The organism is Glutamicibacter sp. MCAF14 (assembly GCF_052114325.1).
In the GTDB taxonomy this organism is placed as follows: Bacteria; Actinomycetota; Actinomycetes; order Actinomycetales; family Micrococcaceae; genus Glutamicibacter; species Glutamicibacter arilaitensis.
The window spans coordinates 99915-117421 of record NZ_JBFREO010000007.1 but is presented as its reverse complement, the minus strand read 5'-3'; the positions used below and the strand labels follow the sequence as shown (position 1 = coordinate 117421).

General features: G+C 63.3%; 14 protein-coding genes. 9 read left to right on the top strand and 5 right to left on the bottom strand.

What is annotated here, in order from left to right; translation table 11 throughout:
- Positions 1-71: 71 nt before the first annotated feature.
- Positions 72-665 (bottom strand): TetR family transcriptional regulator, encoded by a 594-nt coding sequence (locus AB4Y71_RS15105; RefSeq protein ID WP_441721568.1) that lies wholly within the window; start codon positions 663-665, stop codon positions 72-74.
- A gap of 148 nt (positions 666-813) precedes the next feature.
- Between AB4Y71_RS15105 and AB4Y71_RS15100 the strand changes: the two genes are divergently transcribed.
- From AB4Y71_RS15100 to AB4Y71_RS15065, 8 genes are all read left to right on the top strand, one after another.
- Positions 814-2274 carry an MDR family MFS transporter gene (locus AB4Y71_RS15100; RefSeq protein WP_441721565.1) on the top strand — a complete coding sequence of 487 codons (1461 nt, stop codon included), beginning with the start codon at positions 814-816 and terminating at the stop codon, positions 2272-2274.
- 335 nt (positions 2275-2609) lie between these two features.
- Positions 2610-4292, top strand: coding sequence for a formate--tetrahydrofolate ligase (locus AB4Y71_RS15095; RefSeq protein ID WP_441721563.1), 1683 nt, complete (start codon positions 2610-2612; stop codon positions 4290-4292).
- Positions 4293-4453: 161 nt separating this feature from the next.
- A complete protein-coding gene (locus AB4Y71_RS15090; RefSeq protein WP_013348020.1) occupies positions 4454-4600 on the top strand; it encodes a hypothetical protein in 147 nt (48 codons plus the stop codon).
- Positions 4601-4807: 207 nt separating this feature from the next.
- A complete protein-coding gene (locus tag AB4Y71_RS15085) occupies positions 4808-5566 on the top strand; it encodes a LamB/YcsF family protein (protein WP_431494132.1) in 759 nt (252 codons plus the stop codon).
- Positions 5563-7167 (top strand): carboxyltransferase domain-containing protein, encoded by a 1605-nt coding sequence (locus AB4Y71_RS15080; RefSeq protein WP_441721559.1) that lies wholly within the window; start codon positions 5563-5565, stop codon positions 7165-7167. Before AB4Y71_RS15085 ends, AB4Y71_RS15080 begins: the two co-directional genes overlap by 4 nt.
- An 8-nt stretch (positions 7168-7175) precedes the next feature.
- Positions 7176-8915 carry an acetyl/propionyl/methylcrotonyl-CoA carboxylase subunit alpha gene (locus tag AB4Y71_RS15075; RefSeq protein ID WP_441721556.1) on the top strand — a complete coding sequence of 580 codons (1740 nt, stop codon included), beginning with the start codon at positions 7176-7178 and terminating at the stop codon, positions 8913-8915.
- 52 nt (positions 8916-8967) lie between these two features.
- Positions 8968-9645: a GntR family transcriptional regulator gene (locus tag AB4Y71_RS15070; protein ID WP_013348016.1), complete on the top strand. Its 678-nt coding sequence runs from the start codon at positions 8968-8970 to the stop codon at positions 9643-9645.
- Positions 9646-10023: 378 nt separating this feature from the next.
- The gene (locus AB4Y71_RS15065; RefSeq protein ID WP_441721553.1) at positions 10024-11016 is read left to right on the top strand and encodes an adenosine deaminase; all 993 of its coding nucleotides are present in this window, start codon (positions 10024-10026) and stop codon (positions 11014-11016) included.
- Between the two features lie 67 nt (positions 11017-11083).
- Here AB4Y71_RS15065 and AB4Y71_RS15060 read toward each other — a convergent pair whose 3' ends face one another.
- The 4 genes from AB4Y71_RS15060 to AB4Y71_RS15045 all read right to left on the bottom strand — a co-directional run bounded on the left by AB4Y71_RS15060 (position 11084) and on the right by AB4Y71_RS15045 (position 15978).
- Positions 11084-11893, bottom strand: coding sequence for a putative hydro-lyase (locus AB4Y71_RS15060; protein WP_441721550.1), 810 nt, complete (start codon positions 11891-11893; stop codon positions 11084-11086).
- Between the two features lie 13 nt (positions 11894-11906).
- A complete protein-coding gene (locus AB4Y71_RS15055) occupies positions 11907-13124 on the bottom strand; it encodes an NRAMP family divalent metal transporter (protein ID WP_441687422.1) in 1218 nt (405 codons plus the stop codon).
- Positions 13125-13472: 348 nt separating this feature from the next.
- Entirely contained in the window at positions 13473-15143 is a 1671-nt protein-coding gene (gene purH / locus AB4Y71_RS15050) for a bifunctional phosphoribosylaminoimidazolecarboxamide formyltransferase/IMP cyclohydrolase (RefSeq protein ID WP_441721547.1), read from the bottom strand.
- Positions 15144-15240: 97 nt separating this feature from the next.
- Positions 15241-15978: a hypothetical protein gene (locus tag AB4Y71_RS15045; protein ID WP_441721544.1), complete on the bottom strand. Its 738-nt coding sequence runs from the start codon at positions 15976-15978 to the stop codon at positions 15241-15243.
- Positions 15979-16165: 187 nt separating this feature from the next.
- Between AB4Y71_RS15045 and AB4Y71_RS15040 the strand changes: the two genes are divergently transcribed.
- Positions 16166-17503 carry an MFS transporter gene (locus AB4Y71_RS15040; protein WP_441721541.1) on the top strand — a complete coding sequence of 446 codons (1338 nt, stop codon included), beginning with the start codon at positions 16166-16168 and terminating at the stop codon, positions 17501-17503.
- Positions 17504-17507: the final 4 nt, after the last annotated feature.

Sequence of the window (17507 nt, the reverse complement as noted above, 5' to 3'; positions counted from 1 at the left end):
GCCGGGCTGGACAGCGCGCAAGCAGTTCGTCACATTTAAGTTAATCAGCGATAACTCAACAGAGTTATTCGCTATTCGGGCACAGCCACGGCCAACCCCAACAGATCCGACATCGCCGCATCGAAGAGCTCGACCGGATCTGCAGGCTCCCCGGCCTGCTCCGCCTGGCCGAAGCACTGCCAGGCCACGCGCCAGAGGACAGCCAGGGTTTCGCCGATCATCAGGGCAGGCATGGCCGGCAGCAGGCCGCGACGGCGCAGCTCTTCGGCGGTGGCTGCCGAGAAGGCTTGCTCCTGCCGGGTGATGGCCAGCAGGAGTTTCGGCTCGATGACAATCAACCGGGAAATGCGGCGGTATTCGCTGGCACGGATCTCCGCGACCAGGATCCTGCGGCATTCGCCGGCGAGCAGGCGGAAGATCTGCGCACTCGTGGACCCGGGAGCAATCTCGCATCCGGCCACAGCGTCGATCAGCTCATGCTGGGCGGGCACGATGGCCGCTTCCCTGGAGTCGCAATAGCGGAAGAACGTCCGTTCGGAAATGCCGGCCCGGGCGGCAATCTGCCCCACGGTCACCGAGTCCAGGCCCTGCGATTCCAGCAGGTCCAGGGCCGCTGCGTGAATTGCCTGGAGGGTAGCCGCCTTGCGCTCCTCGCGAATCCCCATGGTGCTCTCCAATGCTCAAAGGCCGCCCGTGCCGCGCGGGCAACGTCCACCGAATTTGCTTCCTGTCACAGTCTGACAGATTCGCTTACGAAAAAGTGGCAGAGTGTGACAGTATTTAGCGGTTGGCACCCCAGAGGAAGAAGAATCCATGACGACAAAACCCGCTGCAACCAGCGCAAAGCCAGGAGCCGCGCCCGCCGGGCAGCCCACCGGCAAAGCCCTGACCGGCATCATCGCCTCCCTGGCTCTGGCCGCGTTCATGATGATCCTGAACGAAACCGTGCTCACCGTGGCACTGCCCGGCATCATGCAGGACATGGGCATTTCGGCATCCACCGGACAATGGCTCACCACCGGATTCCTTCTGACCCTGTCGGTAGTCATCCCCACCACCGGCTACCTGCTGCAGCGCTTCGCGCACCGGTCGCTGTTCTTCTTCGCGATCCTCAGCTTCATCCTGGGCACCGCCATCGCAGTTCTGGCGCCGAGCTTCGCCTTCTTGCTGCTGGCGCGCATCATCCAGGCCGTTGGAACGGCCATCATCCTGCCCCTGCTGATGACCACCACCTTGGCCCTGGTGCCCGTCCGCCAGCGCGGCACCGTCATGGGGCTGAACTCGATCGTCATCGGCGTGGGCCCGGCCATCGGACCGACTGCTTCGGGCGCCGTCGTGCACGCCTTGGACTGGCACTACATCTTCATCTTGATGCTGCCGATCGCCGTGGCGGTCTTGGTACTGGGCGCCATCTTCTTCAAGATCCCTTCCACCGCACGCAAGATCAAGGTGGATTCCGCTTCGGTCCTGCTATCCGCCTTGGCTTTCGGGTTCCTGGTGTACGGCATTTCCAGCATCGAGCATGCCGCAGATAACTCCGCAATGATGATCGCCAGCTTCGCCATCGGCCTGGTGGCCCTGGCCCTGTTCATCATCCGCCAGGTCAAATTGGCCGCCAGCGGCCGTGAACTGCTGAACCTGGCCCCGTTTGCCTCGCGCAGCTTCAGCTTCGCGATAGCGATGATCATGATCGCCTTCGGCACCCTGCTCGGTTCGCTGATGATCGTGCCGATCCTGCTGGAATCCGGCCAGGGCATCGACTCGCTGCAGATCGGCATCATGCTGCTTCCCGGCGGGCTCGCCCAGGCCATCGCCTCGCCGATTTTCGGGCGGATCTACGACAAGCGCGGACCGCGCCCGGTGCTGATCCCCGGCGCCGTGCTCCTGGCCGCCGGACAGTGGATGTACACCACTATCACCGTGCAGACCGAGCTGTGGATGTTCATGCTCTGCCATATCGTCTTCTCGATCGGCTTGGCCCTGCTGATGACCGGCTTGATGTCCTCCGCGATGGCTTCGGTAGATCCTCGGCAGTTCGGCCACGGTTCGGCAATCTTCAATACAGCGCAGCAGCTGGGCGGAGCCATCGGCACCACGATCTTCGTGACCGTGATGTCGCTGCTCTCCGAGGTCCAGCTGGATGCAGGGGCCGAGTTGGCCCAGGCCTTGTTCTCCGGCGCGCACATCTCGTTCATCGTCGGCGCAGTGCTGGCCACGTTCGGCATCGTTTTCGCCTTCATGATCAAGGGCGAGAATTCGCACGCTAATCACTGAAGCAATGCTCCGGCGATGCTGGCCCTGAAAGCTCGGATTCGCCCGGGCGCTGGCGCCCGTCAAAGCGGCAGTCGCACTGGATAATTACAGCATTCAGCCCGAGCGGAGGAATTCCAAGTGGAATTCCTCCGCTCGGGCTTCAGGTCCATGCTGCTGCCGCCCTAGCCAGTTCCCGGCAAGGCACTATTCCAGGTTCTGCCCAACGCGTTCCACCCAGCGCATCCTTCTCGCTTCGCCTTCAAGGTGGTAGCTTGAAGCCCAATCGGGGAATTCCAGCACCTCAGGTCTTCCCCATTCTTCCGGGATACCGGCCCGGCCAGATAAGGGGACGCAGGATGGCAATGACGCCAGAGTCCGACATGAGCGATCTAGCAATTGCAGCGCGTGCAACACTGCAGCCAATAGCCCGGATCGCCGCCGCCGCGGGGATCTGCGAGGAAGCAGTAGAGCCCTACGGCAAGTACAAGGCCAAGATCGACCCGGCACTGCTGGATTCCAGTGCGCCTATGGGGAAGGTAGTGCTGGTCAGCGGCATGTCCCCCACGCCGGCCGGGGAAGGAAAATCCACCATGGTGGTGGGCCTGGGCGATGCCCTGGCAGCTGCGGGGACGAAAACCATGATCGCACTGCGCGAACCCTCAGTGGGGCCCAGCTTCGGGATGAAAGGCGGGGCCACCGGAGGCGGCCAGTCCCAGGTACTGCCCATGGATGAAATCAACCTGCATTTCACCGGGGACTTCCACGCGATCACCAGCGCCAATAACCTGCTCATGGCGTTGATCGACAACCACCTGCAGCAGGGCAATGCGCTGGGCATCGATCCGCGGCGCATTACTTTCAAGCGCGTGATGGACATGAATGACCGCTCGTTGCGCAATATCGTCATCGGACTGGGCGGGCCAGCCGATGGCATGCCACGGGATGCAGGTTTCGAGATCACGGCGGCTTCCGAAGTGATGGCGGTCTTCTGCCTGGCCACCGGGTTGGCGGACCTGCGCGCCAGGCTGGGCCGCATGACCTTGGGCTACACCTATGCCAAGGCGCCGGTCACCGCCGATGACCTGGGCGCGGCGGGTGCGATGGCGCTGCTGCTCAAGGAAGCCATCAAGCCCAACCTGGTGCAGAGCATTGGCGGCACCCCCGCGCTGATCCATGGCGGCCCGTTCGCCAATATCGCGCACGGCTGCAATTCGGCCATCGCCACGAACACCGCGCGCACGCTGGCCGATGTCGTGGTGACCGAGGCCGGGTTCGGCACGGATCTGGGCGCCGAGAAGTTCATGGACATCAAGGCCCGCTATGCCGGATGCCCGCCTGCCACCGTGGTGGTGGTCGCCACGATCCGCGCCCTGAAAATGCATGGCGGTTTACCCAAGGACCAGCTGGATCAGCAGAACACCGAGGCCGTGAACGCAGGCCTGGCCAATTTGGCCCGGCACGTGGGGATTGTGCGCAAATTCGGTGTCGAACCGGTCATCGGCGTCAACCGGTTCACCGCAGATACGGAAGCCGAGCTACAGGTGGTCACGCAGTGGGCGGCGGCCAACGGCATCGCCTGCGCCGTGGCTGATGTCTGGGGCCAAGGCGGTGCCGGGGCCCAGGAATTGGCTCGCGTGGTGCTGCGCGCCATCGAAGCGCCCAATCATTTCGCCCCGCTCTACGCACTGGAACTTCCCGTTGAACAGAAGATCCTGAGGCTGGTCCAGGAAATCTACGGCGGCGCCGGGGTCGACTACTCGCCACGAGCGAAGCGGATGCTGGAGCAGATCCACGCCAACGGGTGGGAAGATCTTCCGGTATGCATTGCCAAAACCCAGTACTCCTTCTCAGATGACCCGCAGCTGCTGGGCTCCGCCGAAGGATTCACCTTGCAGATCCGGGAAATCATTCCGAAAACCGGTGCCGGCTTCATCGTCGCCATCACCGGTGCGCTCACCACGATGCCGGGGCTTCCGAAGGTGCCTGCGGCGATGCACATGGATGTCGATGAGCAGGGCCATGCCGTGGGCTTGTCCTAGGATCGCGGTGTCAGCCCGGCTGCTGATTGCGATTCCACGGCGGGCGAACATGATAGTTCGCTGAATCCTCCGGAGTTTGCATGCAATCAGCGCTAAGCTGTGGGCAAGCAGCAATTATTAGCTGGCTTGAGAAAATCCAGTATTGATGAAGGGAAGGAATCATGGCAGCGGAACATCACGACGAAACCACTGGTCCGGACAAGTCGCCGAATCCCCACGGCAAGAACACCGAGGTACCAGATCCAGACGAGGCGCAGAACGCGCCGATTCCCTTTGGACATGAAGAAGATGGCGACAACGAAGACTGATAGCAGCCGCCGTTGACGCATAACGCAGGCCCGGGGCCGGAATTCCGCGTGAATTCCCGCCCCGGGCTTTGCCGTTGCCTGAGCCGATCCGGGCAGTTAGCCACCGGGTGAGAGTGCTTGCCAAGACTTCCTCCCCTAGGATTGTTGAACAATTGGGAAAAGTAGGGCATTCTTTTACCAAGGCATTTTCACGAGACGGGGATCACAATGGCATTCATCGACCTGAACTCAGACGTAGGCGAGTCGTTCGGCAACTGGAAGATGGGCGATGACGCCGCCATCTTCACCTCCGTTTCCTCAGCCAACGTCGCCTGCGGCTTCCATGCCGGAGACCCCAGCACCATCGCCCAGACCTGCCGCGATGCCGTCAGCGCCAATGTCACCATCGGAGCCCACGTCGGATACCGCGACTTAGCCGGATTCGGCCGCCGCTTCCTGGACTGCTCGGCCACCGAACTGGCCGACGACGTGCTCTACCAGCTCGGCGCCCTGCAGGCATTGGCCCGCAGCGCCGGCAGCGAGATCAAATACGTCAAGCCGCACGGCGCCCTGTACAACACCATCGTGCACCATGAGGTCCACGCCCAAGCCGTCATCGACGCCATCAAGGCCTTCGGCACCGACCTGCCGGTCCTGCTGCTGCCCGGATCCCTGGCACTGCAGAAAGCCGAAGCCGCCGGGCTGCGCGGCGTGGCTGAAGCCTTCGCCGACCGCAACTACACCCCGCAAGGCACCTTGGTCTCCCGCCGCGAAGCCAACGCGGTGCTGCATGACCCCGAGCAGGTCGCCGCGAACATGGTCCGGCTGGCGACCGAAGGAACCATCGTTGCCGTCGACGGCAGCACCATCAAGATGCCCGCAGAAAGCATCTGCCTGCACGGCGACACCGCCGGTGCCGTCGCCATGGCCAGCGCCGTGCGCGCCGGACTTGAAAACGCCGGAGTGCAGATTCGGAGCTTCGCGTGAGCATCCGCGCTATCCACCACGCCGGCTCCCACGACCTGCTCGTCGACCTCGACTCGCTGGATGCGGTGCTCGCACTGAACGCCGCCTTGGAAGCGTCCCCCTTGGAGGGCCAACGCGACCTGCTGGCCGCGGCGCAAACCGTGCTGCTCAAATTCTCCAATGCCGAACAAGCCCAGCGTGCCCGCGCCCTGCTGCCTACCTTGGCTTTCGGCACGGCCGCTGAAACCATCGGCAAGGTCGTTGACGTTCCCGTGCACTACGACGGCGAAGACCTCGCTGCCGTCGCCGAGCTGACCGGGCTGAGCATTGATGCGGTCATCACCGCGCACAGCACCCAGGCCTGGCGTGCGGTGTTCGGCGGCTTCGCCCCGGGCTTCGCCTACCTGCTTGGCCAGAACCAGCAGCTGAACGTGCCGCGCCGCGAAACACCACGCACCAAGGTGCCAGCCGGTGCTGTCGCGCTCGCCGGCGAGTACTCGGCCGTCTACCCGCGCCAGTCCCCCGGAGGCTGGCAGCTGATCGGGCATACCGACGTGCAGATGTGGGACCTGGAGCGCGAGAACCCGGCGCTGATCCGCCCGCAGGACACCGTGAAGTTCACCCCTGCCATGCAGAAGATCGCGGTGCGCGAAACCCCCGCGTCCGCGCCAGCACAGCCCGCCGCGGACGGAAGCAGCGCACTGCGCATCATCGATTCCGGCCTGCAGTCGCTCTTGCAGGATGCTGGGCGCATCGGCTACGGCAATCTCGGCGTCGGCGTGGCCGGCGCGGCTGACCCAGCAGCCTTCCACCAGGCCAACCGCCTGGTGGGCAACCCGGTCAACCACGCAGTCATCGAGAACCTGGGCAGCCGCATCACGCTCGAAGCCGAGCAGGACCAGGTGCTGGCCCATACCGGCGCCGAAGCCGACCTGTGGATCACCCCGGCCGCCGACGATGAAGTGCGCACCGAACGCCAGGTCGCGGGCAATACGCCCTTCGCCCTGCTGCACGGCGAGCGCCTCACGGTCACCTCGGGCGGCCGCGGGCTGCGCAGCTACCTGGCGGTGCGCGGGCAGATCGGGCTTGAACCGGTCCTCGGCTCGCTGTCCACCGACACCCTCTCCGGGGTGGGCCCGGCACCGCTGGCATCCGGTGACGTGCTTCCGGTGCAGCGCCCGCGCATCGGGCACATCGTCGGCAATTCCCTGCCCAGCACGCTTCCGGTCCCCGATGCCCACGGCGTGTACACGCTGCGGGTGCTGGCCGGCCCGCGCGCCGACTGGTTCGGCCCGGCAGGCCTGGCCCAGCTGACCGGCCAGGTGTGGGAAGCGACCAGCGAGTCCAACCGCGTTGGCGTGCGCCTGGGCACCGGCGCGCAACCGCTGCAGCGCATCCGCGCAGGCGAGCTGGCCAGCGAAGGCGTGGCCCGAGGCTCGCTGCAGGTCCCGCCCTCCGGCTTGCCGGTACTGTTCCTCGCCGATCATCCGGTGACCGGCGGCTATCCGGTGATCGCCACCGTCATCGCCGAAGACTTGAGCGCAGCCGCGCAGCTTCCCCCGGGAAGCAGCATTCGATTTCTCCTCCATCCCGCTGCCGGCCAACCGGCCGCTGAAGCCTAAGGATTGTCATGAAAAAAGTTCTCATCGCCAACCGAGGCGAAATCGCGGTCCGCATTGCCCGGGCAGCCACCGACGCGAACATCGCCTCGGTCGCCATCTACTCGGATCCGGATGCCGACGCGCTGCACGTGCGCCGCGCCGATGAAGCGTACCCGCTGCATGGTTCCACCGGCGCCGAGACCTACCTGAACATCGAGAAGATCATCCAGATCGCCAAGCGCTCCGGCGCCGATGCGGTGCACCCGGGCTACGGCTTCCTTTCGGAGAATGCCAGCTTCGCCCAGGCCGTCATCGATGCCGGCATGAGCTGGATCGGCCCCTCGCCTGAAGCCATCGAAGCCCTGGGCAACAAGGTCACCGCGCGCCAGATCGCGGTCCGCGCCGGCGCTCCGCTGGCCCCGGGCACCGACGGACCGGTCAAGGATGCCGCCGAAGTGCGCGCCTTCGCCGAGGAATACGGTGTGCCGGTGGCCATCAAGGCTGCCTTCGGCGGCGGCGGACGCGGCATCAAGATCGCCCACTCGATGGATGACATCGCCGAGTCCTTCGAATCCGCCACCCGCGAAGCCACCGTGGCTTTCGGCCGCGGCGAATGCTTCGTGGAGCGTTTCCTGTCCAAGCCGCGCCACGTCGAAGCCCAGGTGCTTGCCGACACCCACGGCAACGTCGTGGTCATCGGCACCCGCGACTGCTCGCTGCAGCGCCGCCACCAGAAGCTCGTCGAAGAAGCTCCTGCACCATTCTTGAGCGACGAGCAGCGCACCCGCATCCACGAATCGGCGCGCGCCATCTGCAAGGAAGCGGGCTATGTGGGCGCCGGTACCGTGGAGTACCTGGTGGCCCAGGACGGGCTGATCTCCTTCCTGGAAGTGAACACCCGCCTGCAGGTGGAGCACCCGATCACGGAGGAAACCGCCGGCGTGGATCTGGTTGCCGAGCAGTTCCGCATTGCCGATGGGCTGCCGCTATCGCTGAGCGAAGACCCGAAGCCAACCGGCCACGCCTTCGAATTCCGCATCAATGCCGAGGATCCGGCCCGCGGCTTCCTTCCAGCACCGGGCACCATCGAACGCTTCGAGGCTCCCACCGGTGCCGGGGTGCGCGTGGATACCGGTGTGCGCAGCGGATCGATCATTCCGCCGTTCTACGATTCGATGATCGCGAAGCTGATTGTGCGCGGCGCGGACCGCGACCAGGCCTTGCGCCGGGCCCGTCTGGCACTGGAAGAAATCAACATCGCCGGGGTCCCCACGGTACTGCCCTTCCACCGCAGCATCATCAATCATGAGGCGTTCACCGGCCAGTGCCTGGGCGTGTACACCACCTGGATCGAGGACGAGTTCCTCAACGAGGTGGAAGGCAGCGATGACATGGATCTGGACCAGCGCGACACCAGCCGCGAAACGATCACCATCGAACTCGATGGCAAGGCCGTGCAGCTGGGACTGCCAGCGGCGATGACCAATGCGCTGCGCAACTCCTCGGACGCTGGAGCGGCTGCCGCCGTGCAGGGCGAAGAGGCTGGCGAACAAGATGCCTCCGCGGTGCAGAGCAGCATGGACGGCAACCTGGTGCGCTTCACCGTGGAAGACGGGCAAAGCGTGGAAGCCGGCCAGAGCGTGGCCATTATCGAAGCGATGAAGATGGAATCCCCTGTTACCGCACACCGTGCCGGAATATTCACTGCGGCCAGCATCAGCGTGGGTACCGGAGTTCGTCGCGGCGATACCTTGGGCACAATTAATTAGCATCGCCGCCCTGGCGGATAAAACCGCAGGGCAGATGGGATAAATTGGAAGCATGGATGCCACAAGCACTACCGCCGCCCGCCCAGCTAAAGCACCGCACGCGCATAGCGGCGTGTGGGCTGCCGATGAGCTGCGCCGGCGTATTGCCGAAGGCGAACTGCTGCCTGGCGACAAGCTCTCCGAACAGGCCTTGGCCGAATCCCTGGGGCTTTCGCGCAATACCCTGCGCGAAAGCTTCACCCTGCTCAACAGCGAACTGATCATCACCCGCATCCCCAACCGCGGGGTCTTTGTCGCCTCCCCTGACGCCGATGACGTGCGTGAAATCTATGCGGTCCGCCGGACCATCGAGCCGGCATGCCTGGCCTGGGGCCCGGAGCTGGACCTGGAAGCGCTGGAGCGGATCATCGCCCAGGCGCGGGCCGGGCTCGCGGCCGGCGACGTGGCGCGCATGGCCAGCGCCAACCAGGACTTCCACAAGCAGCTGGTGCGTTCCTCGCACAGCGCGCTTCTCCAGGAGCTCATGGGTCGGGTGCTGGCTCGCATGCGCTTGGTCTTCCATGCCATGAGCGATGCCCCGGATTTCCATTCGCACTATGTAGAGCGCAATGCCACCTTGCTCGCGCTATTGCGCGATGGCAAGCGGATGGAAGCTGCTGAAACCCTGCGCAGCTACCTCGATACCGCTGAAGCCGAATTGCTCAGCCATATTCACCAGCGTTCTTCCTGAGCTTCAGCCAAGGCACCAGCAAGGCTAATTGGCCTGCGATGTTCATCTCACCGCGTCCATGTCCACCGGCATGGTGCGTCGAGGCCGGGAATTTGCCCCATCGGCTTGGGCCAGCAGGGTTCCGAACTGGAACATGCGCTCTCCTGCCCCGTCAGTTCGGCTTTGTGACGCGCCTTTGTGCAGTCGACGCTCCCTGGGCTCCTGCAGCATCCCTTCCCTGCAAGGCCCCAGCGCGACCTGAATCGGAGAATTAAGCGCCGCGCACTTTCCAAGAAGGCGCATAGATAGCCACCGTATGGTTTAACGAATACCTTGCCGGTTCCGGGGCCTTATCCTCGCAAGCGGCGCATCCGTTCCCAGCTTGGAAGGCCATCGCCCGTGAAATTGCCTGTCGCTGAATTGCACGTCCACTTGGAAGGAACCCTGGAGCCGGAAATGATCATGGCCCTGGCCAAGAAGAATTCCATCGAATTGCCCTACGCGTCCATCGAAGAACTGCGTGCCCAATACCAGTTCACCAACCTGCAGTCCTTCCTGGACTTGTTCTATGCGAACATGGCCGTGCTGCGCACCGCGCAGGACTTCCGCGAGATCACCGTCGCGTACCTACAGCGGGCCCACGACTCAGGCGTACGCCACGTCGAGCTTTTCTTCGATCCGCAGGCCCACATCGGCGGTGCCCTGGACCTGCGCGAAGTCATCGCAGGGATCCGCGCAGGCTTGGCCGACGGACTGGAACGCTGGGAGTTGTCCAGCAAGCTCATCGCCTGCTTCTGGCGCCATGCCCCGGCTTCTGAAGCCATGGAGCTGATGAAGGTGCTGGTTGAGCAGAAGCATGACATCGATGGCATCGGCTTGGATTCCTCGGAGGTCGGTTTCCCGCCGGAGCTGTTCACCGAAGTCTTCGACTACGCCCGGGCCCATGGGCTGCATGTGGTGGCGCATGCGGGCGAAGAAGGCCCCGCCGAGTACATCTGGCAGGCCCTGGACCTGCTCAAGGTCCAGCGCGTCGACCACGGCATCCGGAGCTTGGATGATCCGCAGCTGGTGCAGCGCCTGGTCGATGAGCAGATGCCGCTGACTGTCTGCCCGCCGTCCAACATCCGTTTGCGTGCGGTGGACACCATGGCTGAACACCCCCTGCCGCAGATGCTTGCCAAGGGCCTGAAGGTCTCGGTGCACTCCGATGACCCGGCCTACTTCGGCGGCTACATGGATGCCAACTTCGATGCCTTGATGGAGCAATTCAGCTTCAGCTCCGAGCAGCTGGCCACCTTGGCGAAGAACTCTTTCGAATCCTCGTTCCTGGACGAGCAGTCCAAGCAGGCACTTGTCGCAGAAGTCCAGGCTTGGGCCGAGCAGCAAAAATAGCGCTCCGCCGTTAAATAAAGAACGCGGCGGCCTTTTGGGGGATGGCCGCCGCGTTCAGCTTTCGGGATCAGGGAACCTGGTATTCGGTATCCCTGATGTCGGTGATGAGCATATGCCCCGGAGCGTGGCCGATGGCCAATGCCGGGCGTGATTCCATGACTGCTGCCTGCGGGGTCACCCCGCACGCCCAGAACACCGGGATGCTCCCCTCCGGGATGTGCACGGCGTCCCCGAAGTCAGGGGCCGCCAGATCCTCGATGCCCAGTTCCCCTGGATTGCCGATGTGCACTGGCGCGCCGTGCACCGCCGGGTACCGGGAAGTGATGCGCACCGCGTCGGCGACCTGCGAGGCGGGGATGGGACGCATGGACACGACCATGGGACCGGAGATGGCGCCGGCGGTTGCCGAGCGGCGGTTGGTCTTGTACATCGGGACGTTGACGCCCTGGTCGATGTGCGCCACCGAAATGCCGCTTTCCATCAGCGCCGCTTCGAAGGTGAAGGAGCAGCCCACGATGAACGTCACCAGGTCATCGCGCCAGTAATCCCCCAGATCGGTGGGTTCAGCGACCTTGATGCCGTCTTCGTACACCAGGTACTTGGGGACATCCGTGCGGATATCTCCCCCGGCCAGCAATTCGCTGCTGGTCTGCCCGGCTTCCAGCACGCCGAGAATGGGGCAGGACTTGGGATTGCGCTGGGCGAAGAGCAATACATCGAAGGCCAGTTCCTGCGGAACGATCATCAGATTCGCCTGCGCGTAGCCGGCGCTGATTCCAGCGGTCGGCAGTACCTGCCCGGCGCGGAAGAGCTCGCGGGCCTCGCGCGGGGACATCGCCGCCCGCTCAGCTAATTCCATATCCTTGAAGTTCTTCATGACTCTTCTTTCCCTAGCCGTTCCAGAGTGCGGCCAGACCCGACAGTGAGTTCCAGCCCAGGTATACGCTCAGGACCCAGGTCAGTGCGCCGATGACCAGCAGGCCCTTCGGGTACTTGTACCCATTGAGCAGGTCGCGGCGGCGCCAGGCAACCCAGAGCAGCACGGCGAAGCCGACCGGAAGGATCAGGCCGTTAAACGCGCCGGCGAAGATCAGCAGGGTCGCTGGGGCCTTGCCCAGGAACATGAAGATGATGCCGCAGACCAGGATGAACGCCACGGTGATCAGGTTGCGGGTGCGCTCCGGGGTGGTGCGCTTGGTGATGAAGGAAACCGAGGTGTAGGCGGCGCCGATGACGCTGGTCAATGCAGCGGCCCAGAGGATCACGCCGAAGGCGCGGATGCCGATTGGTCCTGCAGCGTGGCCGAACGCTTCAGCGGCTTTGTTGTCGCTGGTCAATGCGACACCGCCGGCGACGACGCCGAGGATCGCCAGGAACAGCAGCACTCGCATGACACCGGTGACGATGATCGCCAGGGTGGAGATGTTGGAAATCGATTTGACGTGCTCGACGCCGGAGGTGCCCGAATCGATCATGCGGTGCGCGCCGGCGTAGGTGATGTAGCCGCCGACAGTGCCGCCGATCAAGGTGGTGATGATCAGGAAGTCGATCTTCTCTGGCAGCACCACGTTGCGGATCGCATCTCCTACCGGAGGCGCGGCGACAATCGCTACATAGAGCATCAGCAGGATCATGATGGCACCGAGCATCACAACGATGCGGTCCAGTGCCATTCCGGCCTTCTTGGAGAGGAAGATCAGGATTGCCACGACGGCGGAGAGCGCGCCACCGATCTTGGCATCCAGTCCGAGCATGGCGTTCAGGCCAAGGCCGGTACCGGCGATGTTGCCGATATTGAAGACCATGCCGCCAATGAACACGAGCGCGGCCAGTACCCAGCCGATGCCGGGCAGGACCTTGTTGCCCAGTTCCTGGGCGCGCATGCCGCTGACGCCGATGACGCGCCAGACGTTGAGCTGGACAGCGATGTCCACGAGGATGGAGACCACGATGGCGAAGGCAAAGGCCGCGCCGATCTTTACCGTGAACTCGGTAGTCTGGGTGATGAAGCCGGGGCCGATGGCGCTGGTAGCCATCAGGAACATGGCACCTAGAAGCGCTGTGCGCCGCGCCTTGCTGCTTTGGGATGTTGACTCAGGAAGTGCCATGATGACGTTCCAATGCGATAGTGGTGACAACCGTCACAGAATCAATGTAACCCACATGACATTACAGGTTGTTGAACAAACTTGGCAAGATGTTGTTGAACAATTTGTCTGCCCTTGGTGCGCCTCGCTCACCGGGACACCTATTTATTCGTTTTGGTGCTACGCCCTGACAAGTCGATACCTGCAGTTTTCTCAAGGGCTGGGCATCTGAAAAATTTTTTGGGAAAAATCTTCGTCATGCCCCTCCCGGGCCAGCTGCCCCGGCAATTCCCGAATTCCTGCTTAAAAGCAGCAGCCGCGGTCCCAGCGAAAAACGCTGGCACCACGGCCGCTGGCTAGCTCAGAGAACTAGTGGAAGAAGTGGCGTGCACCGGTGAAGTACATGGTGATGCCAGCTTCGTTCGCAGCTGCGATGACTTCCTCATCGCGCACCGAGCCGCCAGGCTGCACAACAGCCTTCACGCCGGCATCGATCAGGATCTGCAGACCGTCAGCGAAGGGGAAGAACGCATCTGAGGAAGCAACTGCCCCCTGGGCGCGCTGCTCGGAAGCAGCCGAGTCGGCGTTCTCCGCGCCACCGGCAGCATCCGCTCCGGACTCGACCTTCACGCCGAGGGTGTTGGCACGCTCTACAGCCAGCTTGCATGAGTCGATGCGGTTGACCTGGCCCATGCCGATGCCAACTGCTGCACCGTCCTTCGCCAGCAGGATCGCGTTGGACTTCGCGGCGCGAACCGCGCTCCACGCGAACTGAAGGTCAGCCAAGGTTGCGGCGTCGGCGGCTTCGCCTGCAGCCAGGGTCCAGTTAGCCGGGTTATCGCCCTGTGCATCGATCTTGTCGCCTACCTGGACCAGCATGCCGCCGGTGACCTGGCGGAACTCGTTCTTGTTGCGTCCGTAGCCTTCTGGCAGTGCCAGCAGGCGGATGTTCTTCTTGGCCGAGAGGATCTGCACTGCCTCGTCTTCGAAGTCCGGGGCGATGACGACCTCGGTGAAGATGCCCTTGACGGTTTCGGCCATTTCCTTGGTTACCGTGCGGTTTGCGGCAATAACGCCGCCGAATGCGGACACCGGGTCGGTCGCGTGGGCCTTGCGGTGCGCGTCGGCGATCGGATCAGCAGCATCATCGGAGGCCACTGCCACACCGCAAGGGTTGGCATGCTTGACCACTGCGACCGCTGGCTTCTCGAAATCGAATGCTGCACGCAGTGCGGCATCTGCGTCCACGTAGTTGTTGTAGCTCATTGGCTTGCCGTGCAGCTGGTCAGCCTGGGCGATGCCGGCCGGGGCCGCTTCATCCACGTACAGGGCGGCCTGCTGGTGCGGGTTCTCGCCGTAGCGCAGCACGTTGGAACGCTGCAGGGCCACGCCAGCGTAGGCTGGCCAGTCGATGACGCCGTCGCCGTCCTCATCCAGGAACTGGCTTGCGGTCCACGAAGCAACTGCGGTGTCGTAGGCTGCGGTGTGGGCATAGGCCTTGGCTGCCAGGCGCTGGCGGGTCTTCAAGTCGAAGCCGCCCTCGGCGGCTGCGGAAATCACCTGCGGGTAGAAACCCGGGTCAACCACGATGGACACGGCCGCGTGGTTCTTCGCTGCCGAGCGGACCATGGCCGGGCCGCCGATATCGATCTGCTCCACAACTTCATCCTGGGATGCGCCCGAGGCAACGGTCTGCACGAATGGGTAGAGGTTTACGACCACCAGGTCGATCTGATCGATTTCCATCGAGGAGAGGGTGTCCATGTGCTCGGTGGCGCGGCGGTCTGCAAGGATTCCGCCGTGGATGCGCGGGTGCAGGGTCTTGACGCGGCCATCGAGCATTTCCGGGGAGCCAGTCACCTGCTCGACCTCGGTCACGGGAATTCCAGCGGCAGCGATCTTCTTGGCTGTGGAGCCGGTGGATACCAGCTGCACGCCTGCGGCGTGCAGGCCAGCGGCCAGCTCCTCCAAACCGGTCTTGTCGTAGACGGAAATCAGTGCGCGACGGATAGCGACTTTGTCCAGCACGGTCTTACTCACGAAATTTTTCTCCCGGCGGTGAGAATGAATGGGGCGGGCAGCGCATTGGCCACCGCCTTCATTCTAACCAAGGATGGCGCCGGACATTCAGTTCGTGTCAGGCCCCTTCGGGCAATGAAGAAAGCTGCGGGAAGTACGTGGACAGCTGCTTGTCAGTGAGGCAAAGCTGGAGCAGCTTCTCGGCATGCTCCTCATCTGCCACGTAGACCACCAGATCCGCTTTGGTACGTTCATTCAATTCTTCGCGCAAGGAACGCGCGACCGCAACCAAGGTGTGATAGTAGCGCTTGACGGTCGGCTCCCACCCCTCGCGGGCAGCTTGCTTGGTCATCGCTTCAGACCACAGCGTCGCCGCGGGATCCTCGCATAAATCAATGGATGACCAGTGCCAATCACTTGGTTCCCACTTGTCTGAATAGAAGCTTTCCGCGTCGCCTTCTTCCAGATCCGCTTCCAAGGACGCCAAGACCTCGTCCAGGTCTTCGCCATCTGCGCTTTCATCGTCAAAGGATTCTTCATCCTCGTCATCGGTTTCCGTGATGACCATGGAATCTGCTTCCAATGTGACGGCTTCTGGTTCGAGGCCTCCCTCGCCTTCGGCATCCGGGCGATCCTCGTAGTCAGCAGGCTCATCGGCGTCTTCGCCGCGCTCCACCAGCTGTTCGCGGGATTCGGAGAGCCGGTCGCGTTCCAGGGCCTGCACGGAGTTCAACGCCAGCAACGGCATCCCAATGCTTTCGCTTTCTTCGGTACTGACCCCATGCAAGGCAATGGCATAGAAATCCTGGTCCGGGTGTCCAGCTATCACTTCCGCGGCGTGTCGAAGGGCAGTCACCCGTATAGCCTCTTCGAGAGCGGTCCAATCTACTCCCATGTCCAGAGATTACCCCCTTGTCCGCACTAACAACAGGCCTTGACGCGAGAAGCAAAGAAGCGTACAGCGCTACTGGTGCAGCAAAGTTTTCGGCTATGCTTCACGCGGTACAAACCATTTCTGCTCGCACACCGAAAGGTGCACCATCGTGTCTTCTGCGCCCCTGCCTTCTGGCACCTCGATCGTGCAAGAGCTGCCATTCAAATGGAAGGTGCAAGGCACCATTTTCATCATTGGCGGCCTTGGGTTCATGTTCGATGCCTGGGACGTGACGCTCAACGGCGCTTTGATCCCGCTGGTCGCCGAGCAGTGGGGACTTGATCGTCCCACCGCGGCGTTGCTGGGCACCTCCAACCTGGTGGGCATGGCCCTGGGTGCGTTCCTTTGGGGCGGGATCGCGGACAGGTACGGGCGGAAGAACGCTTTCAGCCTGACACTCCTGATGTTCTCGCTGTTCACCATCCTGGGCGCATTGTCCCCCAACTTCGGCTTCTTCGTCGCTTTCCGCTTCCTGGCCGGGGTCGGCCTGGGCGGGTGCATCCCGGTGGACTACGCACTGGTCGGCGAATTCACCCCTTCAAAGCTGCGTGGACGAGTGCTCACGGCCATGGACGGCTGGTGGCCGGTAGGCGCGGCCCTCTCGTTCTTCGTTTCGGGTTGGGTGATGGCCACCGCCGATAATTGGCGCTTGATCCTGGCGGTCATGATCCTGCCTGCATTCATGGTGTACCTGGTCCGGCGTTCAATGCCCGAATCCCCGCTGTTCCTGGCAGCCAAGGGCCGGGATGCCGAAGCCCGGGCGGTTATCGACCAGCTCGTGGAACGCACCGGAGCAGACAAGCGCGACTACGTCATTGAACCCGTTCAGCTGCCCAAGGCTCCGCGCTGGTGGGAGCAGGTCGCGTCGCTGTGGAAGTACTCGTGGAAGATCACCGCCACCAGCTGGCTGCTGTTCATGACCATCTTGCTGGTCTACTACTTGGCACTGACCTGGTTGCCATCGATTTTGACCGAGGCCGGAATGGCCCAGTCCACCTCATTCTTCGCCACCGCGGTCATGGCGCTGATGGGGCTGGTGGGCGTGGTCATTGCCGCCTTGCTGGTGGAACGCGTAGGCCGCAAATGGCTGCTTGCGATCTCCGCCCCGATCTCCGGCATCGTGCTCATTGTCGTAGCCCAGAATCTGCAGGTTCCGGCGACTGCTATCGCCTGGGTGCTGGTCTTTGGCGTGGTGGTCCAGATGGCCATCCCGGTGCTCTACGCCTATGTTTCCGAGCTGTACCCCACCGAATTGCGGGCTAGCGGTTTCGGCTGGGCTTCAACCATGTCGCGCTTTGCTGCAGGTTTCGGGCCACTGCTCTTCGCCGCCCTGTGGCCGGTCGTGGGGCTGGGCTGGCTGTTTGCCGGCGCGACCGTGCTGGTGCTGCTTGCCGTGCTCTTCATGTCCCGCTTCGCGCCGGAAACCCGCGGCATGAGGTTGGACTGAGCCG